This is a genomic window from Streptomyces sp. NPDC043427 (assembly GCF_056436655.1).
Window position 1 is genome coordinate 53,193 of the sequence record NZ_JBWKCC010000036.1, and the last position, 14,098, is coordinate 67,290.

Sequence of the window (14,098 nt, forward strand, 5' to 3'; positions counted from 1 at the left end):
CTCCTCAGTGGGCCACGGCTGCTGCGCCGTGTTCGTCGATCAACGCGCCCGTCGCGAAACGGTCGAGGGCGAAGGGGGCGTTCAGTGGATGTGCTTCGCCCGTGGCGATGGTGTGGGCGAAGGTCCAGCCGGCGGCCGGGGTGGCCTTGAATCCGCCGGTGCCCCAGCCGCAGTTGACGTAGAGGTTCTCGACGGGGGTGGTGCCGATGATCGGGGAGGCGTCCGGCGTGACGTCGACGATGCCGCCCCAGGTCCGCAGCACATGCGCGCGCGCGAAGATCGGGAACAGCTCGACGGCGGCGGCCATCTGCTGCTCGATCACGTGGAACGAGCCGCGCTGCCCGTAGCCGTTGTACGAGTCGACGCCCGCGCCCATCACCAACTCGCCCTTGTGCGCCTGGGATACATAGACGTGCACGTGATTCGACATGACGACCGTCGGGTGGACCGGCTCGTGCAGCTCGGAGACCAGCGCCTGGAGCGGATGGGACTGCACCGGCAGCCGTACGCCCGCCCGCGCGGCCAGCACGCTGCTGTGTCCGGCCGCCGCGAGGCCGACCCGGCCGGCGTGGATGCGGCCGCGGTTGGTCTCGACGCCCACGACCCGGTCGCCGTCCTTGAGGAAGCCGGTGACCTCGCAGCCCTGGATCAGGTCCACGCCCATCTCGTCGGCCCGTCGTGCCAGCGCCCAGGCGACGTGGTCGTGCTTGGCGATGCCGGCCCGCGGCTGGAACGTGCCGCCGAGGACCGGATACCGGGTGCGGGAGGAGACGTTGAGGATGGGGCAGACCTTGGCGACCTCGTCCGGGTCGAGCCACTCGGCGTCGACTCCGTTGAGGCGGTTGGCGTTGACGCGCCGCACACCCTCGCGGACGTCCTGCAGGGTGTGCGCGAGGTTGAGGACGCCGCGCTGGCTGAACAGGAAGTCGTAGTCCAGCTCCTCCGGGAGCTGCTCCCACAGCTTGAGCGCGTGCTCGTAGATCGCCGCGCTCTCGTCCCAGAGGTAGTTGGAGCGGATGATCGTGGTGTTGCGGGCCATGTTCCCGCCGGCCAGCCAGCCCTTTTCGAGTACGGCGACGTTGGTGATGCCGTGGTTCTTGGCGAGGTAGTAGGCGGTGGCCAGGCCGTGGCCGCCGGCGCCGACGATGACGACGTCGTACGAGGAGCGCGGCTCGGGGTTGCGCCAGAGGAAGTCCGGGTGCTCCGGCAGCGGCTCGGCGGTCATGCCGCGTCTCCGTTCAGGTGGGGCAGGTGAGGATAGAGGGGGAAGGCGGCGGCGAGTTTCCCGACCCGGGCGCGCAGTTCGTCGTCGGGCTGATCGCCCTTCAGTGCCTCGGCGATGATGTCGGCGACCTCCCGGAACTCCGCCTCGCCGAAGCCGCGGGTGGCCAGGGCCGGGGTGCCGATCCGCAGCCCCGAGGAGACCATCGGCGGGCGGGGGTCGAACGGCACCGCGTTGCGGTTGACGGTGATGCCGATGCGGTGCAGCCGGTCCTCGGCCTGCTGCCCGTCGAGCGCGGAGTCGCGCAGGTCGACGAGGACCAGGTGGACCTCGGTGCCGCCGGTCAGCACGGTGATCCCGGCCTCGGCCACGTCGTCGGCCAGCAGCCGTCCGGCGAGGATGCGGGCGCCGTCCAGGGTGCGCTGCTGACGCTCCTTGAACTCCTCCCCCGCCGCCACCTTGAAGGCGACCGCCTTCGCCGCGATGACATGCTCCAACGGGCCGCCCTGCTGGCCCGGAAAGACAGCCGAGTTGATCTTCTTGGCCAGGCCGGACCGGCTGAGGATCACCCCGCCGCGCGGGCCGCCGAGAGTCTTGTGGGTAGTGGTCGTGACGACGTCGGCGTAGGGAACCGGGCTCGGGTGGAGGCCCGCGGCCACCAGCCCGGCGAAGTGCGCCATGTCCACCATCAGGTACGCGCCCACCGCGTCGGCGATCCGCCGGAACTCGGCGAAGTCCAGCCGCCGGGGGTACGCCGACCAGCCGGCGACGATCATCCTGGGCCGGTGCGCGAGGGCGAGCTGCTCGACCTCGTCCATGTCGATGCGCAGGTCGGACTCGCGCACGTGGTACGGCACCACGTTGTACAGCTTGCCGGAGAAGTTGATGCGCATGCCGTGGGTGAGGTGACCGCCGTGCGCCAGGTCGAGGCCGAGGATCGTGTCGCCGTGGCTGAGCAACGCGAACATCGCGGCCGCGTTGGCCTGGGCGCCGGAGTGCGGCTGCACGTTCGCGGCCTCGGCGCCGAACAGTTCCTTCACCCGGGCGATGGCCAGCTGCTCGACGACGTCGACGTGTTCGCAGCCGCCGTAGTAGCGGCGGCCCGGATAGCCCTCGGCGTACTTGTTGGTCAGGACCGAACCCTGGGCCTCCATGACGGCGGCCGGGGCGAAGTTCTCCGAGGCGATCATCTCGAGGGTCGACTGCTGGCGGTGCAGTTCGGCGTCCACCGCGGTGGCGACGTCCGGGTCGAGCTCGCTGAGCGGGAGGGAGAGGGAGGAGGCGAGTGTGCTGGTCGACGGGTTGGTTGCCATCTGTGCACCATCCTGGGAGCCAACTAATAGGCTACTGATATATCAGACTCTGCGGTACGGTATGGGAGCTCGCAGGACAGGTCAAGGGGGCATTCATGCAACAGGTGGCGACCGAGCCCCGGGACGGGGCTGCCGGGGGCGGAGAGCCCGGGGGCGAGGAGCTGTCCCTCGCCGAGCGCGCCTACCGCGCCATCCGCGACCGGCTCGTCATGCTCGAGATCCGCCCGGGCGCGCCGATCAACGAGGAGCAGCTCGCACAGTCCCTCGGCGTCGGACGGACGCCGGTGCGCGAGGCACTCAAGCGGCTGCAATACGAGCGTCTGATCACGACCTATCCCCGACGCGGCACGTTCGCCACCGAGGTCAACATCACCGACCTGGCTCATATCTCCGAGGTGCGCCAGGAGCTGGAGCCCCTGGCCGCCGCCCAGGCCGCGCGGCGGGCCACGGCCGCGGACCGGGCGAGTCTGACGGCCCTGCGGCGGGAGCTGGAGAGCGGGCATTCCGGTCGGCACGACACCACCGAGCTCATGCACCTGGACCTTCAGGTCCACCGCGCCGTCTACGCCGCCGCGCACAACCCGTACCTGGAGGACACCCTCGTCCGCCACGACAACCTGGCCACCCGCATCTGGTGCCTGTTCATCGACCGCCTGTCCGACATGGCCGGTCACGTCGAGGAGCACGGGCCGTTGATCGAGGCGATCGTCGCCGGTGAGCCCGAGAAGGCGGCACGGCTCGCCCGCGATCACGTCGAGGGCTTCGAACGGGCCATTCGCGAGGCCATCTGAGACCGCCGGCTCGCTTCACGGTCTGGACGGCTTCGAGTTCCGAGAGCACCGCACCGGCGCCGCACACCTTGGCGAAGGCGTGCACCACCCGGTGGTCCGTCGGGACGCTGAGCCCGGAGCGGTACCGCTGCAGACTGGAACCACTGACGCCCGCCTCCTTGCAAACCACGAGGACACTGCTCAAGCAAAACAGCGGGGCCAGGAAGGACTGCCCGTGCCGAGCAGCGGCGCGATCTGCTCCGCGTACTTCCTGGCGGCCTCATGTACCAGGTGCGCCGGGGGATGGAGCGTGACGTTGCGAAGCCCAGCCGTTCAGCGCTGCCTGACAACGGCCGCAGTAATCGATGGCGCCCGCCATGCCGCTTCGCCGGCCTGGATGCCGGTGCTTTCGACGGTGGATGTGGTGGAGCGAGTGTTGTGGAGTGGCGCGGGCAGGTCCGCCCATTGAGTCACTCGCTCGGAGGCGAGGTGTGCGCCGTGCCGGAGGGACAGGGCGGCGACAATGCTGAGTCCGCGGCCGTTCTCATCGGGGTTCGGGCGGTCAGGGAACGCAACTGGCCGAGGGACGGGGCCGTTGTCGCTCACCTCGATACGGAGAATTCGACGACCGTCGACCTCCGGCATGGACAGGCGTACTTCGGCCGGCGGCAGGGCGTGGCTGATGGCGTTGGTGGCCAGTTCGGAGATCACGAGAACGGCCTCATCGACCGCGTCGTACGAGAGGCCCCAACGGGTGAGCTGGGCGTGTGCGCGATGGCGCAGGGTGCGGACGGCCTCCGGTATGTGGGAGATCGGACAGACGTATGCCGTACCGAGTGGGACAGTGTCGGGATGGGGTCTCTGCGAGGCCGAGTCAGTAACGGCGACTTCATGTCTTGACAACATCGCGGGCCTCCTGGGCGGCGTCGGCGAGGCACTTCTGGCCGCCCCGGAGGGACTTCCGTTTGGCGTGCGAGGGCTCGTCCTTGCCAGGGCGGCGGAAACTGGGCGCAGGGTTTCCAATGGCTGGCCCGGACGGCTGGCCGACCTCAGGAAGCGACTACCGTTCCACGTTGTGGCACAGAATTCCACATAGCGGCACGATTATGGTTGACTGTCGTTCGCATGAAAGTCAATAGGTGGATCTGACCGGATCCGTCGGATGCGAGCGGCGCGCCCAGTCGGCGGACATGGGGGTTCACCCAGCCTGCGTGGAGCATGTAGTGGCGGAGGAAGTCGAACCCGGCCCAGCCTTCCCCTTCGAGCGGGCTGGGCGACTCGCACAAGGACAGGCGCCGCCGCAAACCCGGGAGAGCAGGCCGCGGGTCCGTGCCGCGCGACCGCCAGATCCACTTGCTGATCAGGCGCGACTCGACACCCACCTGACGCCCGTCGCCATCGCCGCGGTGACGTATTTGATGTGCGGCGGATTCCCCCGACGACTCTCCGCTCACGGAAGCAGCACACACCTTGCCCTGGCCCTCGGCGGCCGCCTCACCAGCTCGGCCGGTTCGACTGGATCTCGGACGTGGCGGCGCCGCCCAAGCGCTGTGGCGGCATCACCGAACCACGACCGGCTCCGGCCCCCCTCCCGGCAGCCTTGCTTCTTGCATATGATGCGCAAGTGCATATCTATCGCGCCAGGGTCGGGACCACGGATGCCCACCGCGGGCGGCGGACTGTGGACGTCGGCGCCCGGTGTGGCCGTCAGCGCCTGCTCCCGGCGGCCGCCCAGACCTCCGAGGTCCTCCAGGAGGAAGAACACTTTCTGGCCGCCGCCCTCGCGCTCGGCGCCGGAGAGTGGTACCTGCTCACCCGCGAACCGCTCCCCGGCCATCGCCCACCCGTCGTCCGCCGAGCTCTGCTCCCACTGCCCGCATCGCCCGTCCGCCTCCGTAGCCGGGCCTACCCCTCCCGCCGCGAACTCGCTCGGGTGCACCGCCGAGCAGACCCCGCTCCCTGCGAGGCGGGCGCACCGGACACACACTTCTCCCCGTATCCGCCTCACCGAGCCCCCGGCAACCCCATGACCTCCCTGGTGGAAACCCCATGACGGACCTCATCTCCCGTGTTCTGACCCGCCGCCCCGCCAGGGCCCCGAAGCCCCCACGCGAGCAGACCTGGACGCACTTGTCACCGCTCCTGCGGCTGCTGATCGTGACCCAACTCGCTTTCAACATCGGTTTCTACGCTGTGCTGCCGTTCCTCGCCGAGCACCTCGGCACCGCCATCGGCATGGCGGGGTGGATGGTGGGATTCGTCCTCGGGCTCAGGACCTTCAGCCAGCAGGGCCTGTTTGTCGTCGGTGGCTGGCTCGTCGACCGCTACGGCGTACGCCCGATCGTGCTGACCGGCTGCGTGCTGCGGGTCGCCGGGTTCGCCTGGCTGGGGTACGCGGAGCAGACCTGGACGGTGATCGGCGCGGTGCTCCTTATCGGCTTCGCCGCCGCGCTGTTCTCCCCGGCGGTGGAGTCCGAGGTGGCCCGGCAGGCGGTGCTCTGGGAGGAGGAGGGCCACGGTTCACGCACCCGGGTGCTGGCTCTGCTGAGCGCGGCCGGACAGGCCGGTGCCTTCGTCGGCCCGCTGCTCGGCGGCCTGCTGCTAGCCACGGACTTCCGTACCGTCTGCCTCGCCGGAGCCGCCGTCTTCGTCCTCGTCCTGGCAGGTCACGCCAGGCTGATGCCGCAGCACATCCCCGGCCGGGTCCGCACCAGACAACAGGGCGGGATACGCGTGCTGCTGCGCAACCGCCGCTTCCTCGCCCTGTGCTGCGCTTACGGCACCTACCTGCTCGCCTACAACCAGCTCTACCTCGCCCTGCCGGACGAGGTGCAGCGCGCGACCGGCTCCCAGGCAGCCCTGTCCTGGCTGTTCGCTCTGTCCTCCCTGCTGGTCGTGTGCGCCCAACTCCCGGTGACCCGCTGGGCGGGCGACCGGCTCGGCCTGCGCCACTCCATGGCCATCGGTCTGCTGCTGGTCGCGGCCGGGTTTGCAGTCGTGGCCGCCGCACGCCCGGCAGGGTGGACGGGGGCCGCCGGTCTGCTGCCCGCCGCAGGGTATGTCGTCCTGCTCACCCTGGGGCAGATGCTGGTCGTCCCCGCCGCCCGCGCCTGGGTGCCCGATTTCACCGAGGACGGACGGATCGGCCTCTACACAGGCGCGTTGTCCTCCGTCTCCGGCCTGATCGTCCTCCTCGGCAGCTCGGCTACCGGGTCGCTGCTCGACCTGCGCCTCCCGGCGGCCGTGCCCTGGCTCGTCCTCTCCGCCGTCCCGGCTCTGGCGGTCGCGCTGCTGCCGCGCCGCACGCAGCGAGCCGAGGCCGCGGAAGGGGCTGCCTGACACCGTCAGCTCTCCACGAAGGGGCGCATGTTGGTGGCGGCCCGTGGCTGAGGGGGAGCCATCCGGACCGGAGCCACGGGGGCGGTCCCACCGGCGGTGCGCACGCTCGCCCGCTTCAAGTGCGGGGACGTTTCCCGGCTCGCTGCGCATCGAGAGCTGCGATCGCGACGTGCAGCTGCGCTCGGCAGTCGCCGGAATCGAGGTCCCCGGGCAGCACCTGTCCAATGATGTGCAGGCGCTGATAGAGGGCTTGACGGGACAGGTGGCTCCGCCGTGCCGCGATCGACTTGTTGCCGGCGGCAGCCAGATAGTGGCGCAGGGTGGTCAAGAGGTCCGTGCCGTGCTTGTGGTCGTAGGCGAGCAGCGCGGCCAGCTGGCGCTCGGCATAGGCCTGCACCCGCGGGTCATCGCGCAGCGAGTAGAACAGCTGGGGCAGGCCGATGTCGGCGACGGTGTAGACCGCCGGCGGCCCAACGGGGGGAACGGCATCGGCGACCTGTTCCGCCTCTGCGGCAGAGCGGGCCACCTCGGACAGCTCGCTCACTTCGGCACCCACGTAGACCGGCGCACCAGCCAGTTCGCTGATCTCGGCGGCCGGCTCGCGCCATCCACCCGGCTCCCGGAACGCCAGGAGCACGCAGATTCCACGCTCGCCCAGATCCCCCATGAGCGCGCTGCCTTCGAGCCGTGCGCGCATCTTTTCGAACAGCCCGGCGCTCTCGGTGGCGCAGACCAGGAGGACGGCGAGTCTGCGCCCGTGGGTGGGCAGGCCGAGCGCTGTGATCTTCGCCCGCGTGTCGCGCCAGGACAGGTGCCGTTGCTCAAGGACGTCGAGCAGCGCATCCCGGTGGGCCTGCTCCTCCCAGCGCGTCTCATGTGTGAGCCGGGCAAGAGTGAGGGCGATGGCCGCACGCTCGACCACCATGACATGGTCGGCGTGGAACCGCTGCTCGTCGGTGCTTCCGGGCAGCATGGTCAGCCGCCCCCACCGCTGCCCGCGAAACTCCACCGCGGTGACCAGCCAGCCCTCCTGCCCGCAGACCTCTGTGCGTCCGGCGGGCGAGGGAGTCGCCCGGGAGCGCTCCTCCCATCGGTTGAGCATGTCCTCCACCGCGCTTTCCCCAGGTGCGCAGATCAGGGCCTGATGGGCCAGATTCTCCAGCACGACGGCGCGGCCGGTCATCGTCGCGGCGGCCCGGACGACCTCGTCGGCTCCGGCTCCGCGCAGGGACAGGGCGGTGAAGGTGTCGTGGATGCGCTGCGCGGCTCGGAGTGTGCGGACCTGGCCGGTCAGGATCATCGCGTGCACTTCCTGGGTCACGTCGACGAACTTGGTCCCGCGCTGCAGCACGATCAGTGGCACGCCCCGCGCACGGCACCCGGCGACCAGGTCGTAGGGCGCCTCCTGGTAGCAGCGGCCGAGCTCGAGCACTACGGCAGCTGCACCGATGTCCGCGAGTTCGGCCGCCCACTCGTCCAGCCGGTCGGGAAAGCCGATGCCCGTGGTCAGCACCAGCTCGCCCCCGCGCAGCGCCGAGGCCGGGTGCTCCCATTCCGTGACATGCACCCAGCGCACGCGCCGGTCCAGCCGGTCCTGACCCGCGAGGATCTTCGGCAGCCCGCGGGCCAGCACGGGTAGGGCCAGCACTTCGGCCACCGTCACCGTCCCGGCGTCGCTCACACTCACAACTTGCATCTTCTCGAACCGCCACGCAACGGGGTCACGGACGCCGGGTCAGCAGGTTCGCGGCGATCGCGAGGGAGGTGCGGGCGCGCCCGCCTGCCTCGTGCCGGTCGGTCAGCCGCCAGGCCGGATACAGTCCCCGGACTCCGGGCCACCGCAGCGGTTCCGGCTCCCGCCTGCGCGTCCGGTGTCCGGAGGTGGGTCAGCTTCGTGTCCCGGTTCAGCGCAACGTCGAACAGCGCCTGCCCGGCCAGTTTCGCCGAGGTCACACCGTGTCCGGTGTACCCGCCGGCCCCGCCCGGTCCGGTCGCCCGGTCCAGTCCGACCGAGGCCCACCGGGCCCGAGGAACGGCCGGCACTCCGCTCCACGCTCGCTCGACGTCCACGCCCGCCGTCCGGGGGAACATCGACGCTAGGATCGCGGATTCCAGATCGAAGTCGATCAAGGTGTGGTAGCAGTCGAACGTGACGATGTTCCTCAAAGCGAGGTCCGTTCCCTGGTAGGCGCTTCGGCAGTGTTCGCAGTGGCCAGGGCACGGCCCTTCGTCTCCGGCGCCAGGGCCAGGGAGACTCCGAGGCCGACGAGCGTGACGCCGGCTCCGATCAGAAGGGTTCCGGAGTCGCCCACACCGGCGATGAGCAGGGGCAGGCAGAACGTGCCGCCGGCCGATCCGAAGCGGCTCATGGCGGCAGCGAATCCCACCCCGGTCGCCCGCAGGTCGGTGGGGAAAAGCTCGCTGGGGTAGAGGAACTGCAGGGCGCTGCCGGCGGCCTCGGCGAAGTGGAACAGCAGGAACAGGACGATGATCGGCAGAGCCAGATGCATCGGGATCACAGCCAGACAGACCAGCGCGAGGAAGATCGCTGCGAAGCTGCCGATCAACAGGGGCCGTCGGCCGATCCGGTTGACCAGGAACAACCCGGTCGACACACCCAGGATCGGGACCAGCATCATGACCGCCGCGCTGGTCGTCGCGTTGCCGACACCCATGGACGTGAGGATCTGCGGCTGGAAGGTGCGGATCGCAAAGCCCGTCGCCACCTGGCAAAGGAAGAACGTCGAGCAGAACACGACCTGCTTGGTGTAACCGCGGCGGAACACCTCGCGAATGTTGCCGAGACCCGACCCGTCGCGACGCGGCGCCCTGCTCTCCGCGACCAGTTCGTCGACCCGGACGTCAGGCCCCAGGTATCGCCGCACGATCGCGGTCGCCTCATCCACTTTGCCGCGGCTGGCCAGCCACCGAGGTGACTCGGGGACGCCGGTCCGCATGAGCAGGAAGATCGTGGCCGGGACCGCGCCGGAGGCCAGCATCCAGCGCCATCCGTCGTCGCCGGCGTGCAACAGGGCAAGGCCGACCCAGTAGCTGACGCCGTAGCCGATCCACCACGACAGCACCAGCGCGGGCAATGCGGTCCCCCGGAGCTTCCTGGGCACCAGCTCGGCGGTCAGGGCCGAGGCGATCGGGTAGTCCGCACCGATGGCGATCCCGATGATCAGGCGCAGCACGAAGAGCTGCCAGGCCTCGTGCACGAAGAACTGCGGGATCGACGCGGCGACGAACACCACGAGGTTGAGCAGGTACATCAACCGCCGCCCGATCCGGTCAGTGACCGCGCCGAAGATCATCGCACCGGCGAAGACGCCGATCAGGGCGGAGCTGGCGATCAGGCCGGACCACAAGGAGCCCAGGTGGAGCTGGGGAGTCATCTGGCTCAACGCGACCGCGATGATGCCGAGCAGATAGCCGTCGCAGAACGGCCCGCCCATCGCGACAGCGACCAGGCGGCGGTGGAAACGATTGACTGGAACGTCGTCGAGAGTGGTTGTCACGGTGGTACGCCTCTCATCGGCCGGAACCATGTGCAGACACTGTGGGTCAGGTCACCTGGGGCCGACAGATACAGAGTGTCAGGTCGTCCAGGGCCCGCTTGACACCTCGTTCCGATCCCCGCGGATCAGTACCACGTGCCACGTCGATGCGGTACAGCTGGCCGCATGGAACAGAGAAACGCGCTGGTCACAGGTGTTAACCGGGGCTGGGTGCAGCCAACGCCGATGGTCTGGCCGGAGGAGGGATCCGGCGCCTGGCGGTGCCCCCAAGCCGTTCTGCCGGCCATGCAAACAGCCGGCTACGGCCGCATCGTGAACGTCAGCAGCACGCTCGGCTCACTCACGCTCATGGAGCGCCCGACCGAGCCCGGTTACCGCGTCTCGAAGGCCGCACTCGACGCGCTGACACGGCTCCTGGCCGCCGAGCTCGCCGGAACCGGAATCCTGCGGCCCTCGCCGGCACGACCAGAGCCGTGGGTTGCCGGCCTGCCCGATGGCCCCGCGCTGTATGCAGTTCGGTGACCCTGCGCAGGGACTGTGGCATGTCGGTCGCGTGATCTGCGGGCGGACCGGGTCGACGTGGCGCACCGCCTTGCTTGTGAAGGTGACCTCGTTCGCCACTCAGAGGGTCGTCGGCCTGCGAAGACGCAACGCCGTGTCAAGCAGAACAGTGATGCGCTGACAGTCTGTGTCTGTCGACCCCGGGCACCCCGGCACAAAGTGAAGGCACAACATCCTTCCAGCCAGAGGTGCTCACCATGACTTCCACACTCGCGACCGTCATGCCGGGCACCTCGCGCAACGCTCCAGCACCACGACGACATGTATCTCCGCCGCCCGGCACCAGTCTCGTCTCTCGGCCTCGCACCGCCAGGCCCCCGTGCGCGAAGCGTGCCATGCCGTCGTCGCGGTTACGGCCGCCGCCCGCTGGGTCCACGAGGTCCGGCACTTCACAGCGGCGGTGCTCACAGAGCATGGTGCAGGCCCTCGCCGAGCGGTTCGAGGCACGGCGGCAACAGGCTGGCCGACCGGCCCGGGCCTCCCTCCGGGTCGCTCCCTCCACACGAGGCCGTCGCCTGATCGGAGCATCCCGCCCTGGCCGCCTCGCACCGCCGCCCACCCGGTTTCGGTCAGGTGACCGCCCCCTGACGGCCCTCGGCGTCCCGACACCCGCCCTCCGCTGACACCAGCCGTCGACCGCACCACCCACACCCATCTCGATCACGAACGGAGAAGACACAATGCCGTCATCGTCACCGACCGGCCCCCACTCCTACGGCGGGTCCGGAAACACCGAGGTCTCTCCGCCGGTCCGTACCCTCCTCGCCGATCGGACCGTCCTCGCCGGTCTGCCGTTCAAGGACAAGCCCACCACGTTGACCCCCGGCCAGCAGGAACGTGCGGCTACTGCGTGGGCGACAGCCGGAGAGGGGGCGCGCACCGGCTACTGGGAGTGCGGGACCGGCGCGTTCACCGCCGTACGCGACGGCGTACACGAGATCTGCTACATCGTCTCCGGCCGGGCCTCTCTGCACGATGCCGCGGGCACGGTCAACGAAGTCCGGGCAGGCACGCTCCTCGTGCTGCCGTCCGGCTGGAACGGGACCTGGGAGGTCCACGAGCCGGTCGAGAAGATGTTCGTCATGATCCCGGAGTGATCTCCGCTCCGTCCGGCGGATGACGGCCACTGGCCACTCCCCTGCTCCACCGACGACCTGTCGCGCGCCACGGCCGGGACCGTCCTTTCACACACATCCCCTCGCACGCGGCACCCCGCCGCCACGACACAAAGGACCACACATGTCTCCGAGGCCCGTCGTCACCTTCGACTGTTACCGCACTCTGATCGACTTCGACCTCAACCGCGCCACCCTGCCCATCGTCCGCGACCGCCTCGACGAGGCAGGCGTCGCCCATGAGGTCTTCCTCGACAACCTGCGTGTCATGCGGTTCCAGGGCGTCGTCCAGCCTTACCGCCGCTACCGCGACATCCTGCGGGACACCCTCGAGAACTGCATGCTGCTGCACGGCATCGAGTACCGCGACGAGGACTACGACCAACTGATCGCGGCTGCCGAGAAGTTCCCGGTCTTCCCCGACGTCCCCGACGCGCTCCGCAGGCTCAAGGAGGGCTACGACATCGCCATCCTCACCAACAGCGACGACGACCTGATCCCGCACCACCTCGAGACCATCGGCGTGCCCTTCGACCACGTGGTCACCGCTCAGCAGGCCGGCGCCTACAAGCCGCGCCGTCAGGCGTTCGAGAAGCTCTTCGAGGTCCTTCCGCAGAGCAGGGACCAGATCACCCATGCCGCGCAGGGCTGGGACTACGACATCATGCCCACCAAGGACCTCGGTATCGCCCGGCGTGTATGGGTGAACCGCTACGACCTCAAGGGCAGTGACTTCCACCAGCCCTACGACGAGGTCCGCGACCTGTCCGAGCTCCCCGCGCTGCTGGGGCTGTGATCACTACCATGGACTCAGCCACCGGCTCAAGAGCGGACCTGATCAACGGAAACGTCTCGTTCTGGATCGAGGCCATCGGCGGCCGCCCCCCGCTGCGGGCCGCGCTGCCCGGCGACACGACTGCGGACGTGTGCATCGTCGGCGCGGGGTTCACCGGACTGTGGACCGCGTACTACCTCAAGAAGGCCGACCCCTCCCTCGACATCGTCATCCTGGAGCGTGAATTCGCCGGCTACGGCGCCTCCGGGCGCAACGGCGGATGGGCCTCAGGGCTGATCGCCGGTTCCCGGGACAGGTTCGCGGACCTGTACGGCGTTGACGCGGTCAAGGTCCAGCAGCGCCTGATGCACGAGGCCGTCGACGAGATCGTCACCGTCGCCGAAGCGGAGGAGATCAAGGCCGACGTCGTCAAGGGTGGCACCATCCGCATCGCCTCCTCGCAGCCGCAGGTACGGCGGCTGACCGCGGGCGTCGCCGAGGACCACAGGTGGGGCGTCACCGAATCCCGCATCCTCGACGATGACGAACTGCGCGAGCGCATCCGCATCCCGGAAGCCGTCAAGGGCGCCTACACCCCGCACTGTGCCCGGATGCAACCCGCCCGATATGTTCGTGACCTGGCCGATGTGGTCGAGTCGCTCGGCGTGACCATCCGGGAATCGACCGCCGTCACCCGGATCGAGAGCGGCAAGGCGCACACCGACCGGGGTGTCGTCCGCGCTCCCGTGATCCTGCGCGCGACCGAGGGCTACACCGCCTCCCTGGCCGGGGAACGGCGCACCTGGCTGCCGATGAACAGCTCAATGATCGTCACGGAACCGCTGCCGGAGGCCGTATGGGACGAGATCGGCTGGAGCCAGGGCGAAACACTCGGCGACAAGTGCTACTCCCACATGTACGGCCAGCGCACTGCTGACGACCGGATAGCGATCGGCGGACGGGGCATCCCCTACCGCTTCGGCTCGGCCACCGACCGCGACGGCGCCACGCAGGAGGCGACCATCCGGTCCCTCATGGAGATCCTGCACCGCAGGTTCCCGGCCGCGCGCGGCTACCGGGTGGAACACGCATGGTGCGGCGTCCTCGGCGTCCCCCGGGACTGGTGCTCCAGCGCCGTCTTCGATCCCGCCACCGGACTCGGACATGCCGGTGGATACGTCGGCCAGGGCCTCACCACCACCAACCTGGCCGGCCGCACGCTGCGCGACCTGGTACTCGGCCACGACACCGAGCTCACCAGGCTTCCCTGGGTAGGACACACCTCGCGGAAGTGGGAAGTCGAACCGCTGCGCTGGCTGGGCGTGAGGTCCATGTACCTGGCCTACAGCCGGGCGGACCGCAAGGAACTCGCCGGCCACCGACACGAGTCACGGCTCGCGAGGATGGCCGACATCATCAGCCGCCGCCCCTGACGGTTCGAGCACACCGTGCATCGGGGTCGCCACGCTCTGAATGGGCGGGCGA

General features: G+C 69.5%; 12 protein-coding genes. 7 read left to right on the forward strand and 5 right to left on the reverse strand.

Annotated features, from left to right (window positions below):
• Positions 1 to 4: 4 nt before the first annotated feature.
• Positions 5 to 1,225, reverse strand: a complete 1,221-nt coding sequence (locus AC067M_RS39030; RefSeq protein ID WP_478701744.1) for a sarcosine oxidase subunit beta family protein — start codon at positions 1,223 to 1,225, stop codon at positions 5 to 7.
• Entirely contained in the window at positions 1,222 to 2,535 is a 1,314-nt protein-coding gene (gene glyA / locus AC067M_RS39035; RefSeq protein ID WP_478701745.1) for a serine hydroxymethyltransferase, read from the reverse strand. The genes AC067M_RS39030 and glyA overlap by 4 nt, the downstream gene beginning before the upstream one ends.
• A 95-nt stretch (positions 2,536 to 2,630) precedes the next feature.
• Between glyA and AC067M_RS39040 the strand changes: the two genes are divergently transcribed.
• Complete coding sequence (locus AC067M_RS39040; protein WP_478701746.1) at positions 2,631 to 3,326, forward strand: GntR family transcriptional regulator; 696 nt, start codon at positions 2,631 to 2,633, stop codon at positions 3,324 to 3,326.
• Between the two features lie 312 nt (positions 3,327 to 3,638).
• Here AC067M_RS39040 and AC067M_RS39045 read toward each other — a convergent pair whose 3' ends face one another.
• Positions 3,639 to 4,211: an ATP-binding protein gene (locus AC067M_RS39045; protein ID WP_478701747.1), complete on the reverse strand. Its 573-nt coding sequence runs from the start codon at positions 4,209 to 4,211 to the stop codon at positions 3,639 to 3,641.
• Between the two features lie 718 nt (positions 4,212 to 4,929).
• Between AC067M_RS39045 and AC067M_RS39050 the strand changes: the two genes are divergently transcribed.
• Together AC067M_RS39050 and AC067M_RS39055 are read left to right on the forward strand one after the other, a co-directional pair.
• On the forward strand, positions 4,930 to 5,358 hold the full coding sequence (locus tag AC067M_RS39050; RefSeq protein ID WP_478701748.1) for a hypothetical protein: 429 nt from the start codon (positions 4,930 to 4,932) through the stop codon (positions 5,356 to 5,358).
• Positions 5,355 to 6,644 (forward strand): MDR family MFS transporter, encoded by a 1,290-nt coding sequence (locus AC067M_RS39055; protein WP_478701749.1) that lies wholly within the window; start codon positions 5,355 to 5,357, stop codon positions 6,642 to 6,644. The genes AC067M_RS39050 and AC067M_RS39055 overlap by 4 nt, the downstream gene beginning before the upstream one ends.
• 115 nt (positions 6,645 to 6,759) lie before the next feature.
• On the opposite strand, the gene AC067M_RS39060 is transcribed toward AC067M_RS39055, so the two are convergent.
• Both AC067M_RS39060 and AC067M_RS39065 read right to left on the reverse strand, forming a co-directional pair.
• The gene (locus AC067M_RS39060; protein WP_478701750.1) at positions 6,760 to 8,325 is read right to left on the reverse strand and encodes a PucR family transcriptional regulator; all 1,566 of its coding nucleotides are present in this window, start codon (positions 8,323 to 8,325) and stop codon (positions 6,760 to 6,762) included.
• A gap of 481 nt (positions 8,326 to 8,806) precedes the next feature.
• Positions 8,807 to 10,162 carry an MFS transporter gene (locus AC067M_RS39065; protein WP_478701751.1) on the reverse strand — a complete coding sequence of 452 codons (1,356 nt, stop codon included), beginning with the start codon at positions 10,160 to 10,162 and terminating at the stop codon, positions 8,807 to 8,809.
• 165 nt (positions 10,163 to 10,327) lie between these two features.
• Here AC067M_RS39065 and AC067M_RS39070 point away from each other — a divergent pair, with 165 nt between their 5' ends.
• The 4 genes from AC067M_RS39070 to AC067M_RS39085 all read left to right on the forward strand — a co-directional run bounded on the left by AC067M_RS39070 (position 10,328) and on the right by AC067M_RS39085 (position 14,046).
• Complete coding sequence (locus tag AC067M_RS39070) at positions 10,328 to 10,684, forward strand: SDR family NAD(P)-dependent oxidoreductase (RefSeq protein ID WP_478701752.1); 357 nt, start codon at positions 10,328 to 10,330, stop codon at positions 10,682 to 10,684.
• A gap of 719 nt (positions 10,685 to 11,403) precedes the next feature.
• The gene (locus AC067M_RS39075) at positions 11,404 to 11,820 is read left to right on the forward strand and encodes a cupin domain-containing protein (protein ID WP_478701753.1); all 417 of its coding nucleotides are present in this window, start codon (positions 11,404 to 11,406) and stop codon (positions 11,818 to 11,820) included.
• 142 nt (positions 11,821 to 11,962) lie between these two features.
• Entirely contained in the window at positions 11,963 to 12,634 is a 672-nt protein-coding gene (locus AC067M_RS39080; RefSeq protein ID WP_478701754.1) for an HAD-IA family hydrolase, read from the forward strand.
• Between the two features lie 8 nt (positions 12,635 to 12,642).
• The gene (locus AC067M_RS39085; RefSeq protein WP_478701755.1) at positions 12,643 to 14,046 is read left to right on the forward strand and encodes an NAD(P)/FAD-dependent oxidoreductase; all 1,404 of its coding nucleotides are present in this window, start codon (positions 12,643 to 12,645) and stop codon (positions 14,044 to 14,046) included.
• Positions 14,047 to 14,098: the final 52 nt, after the last annotated feature.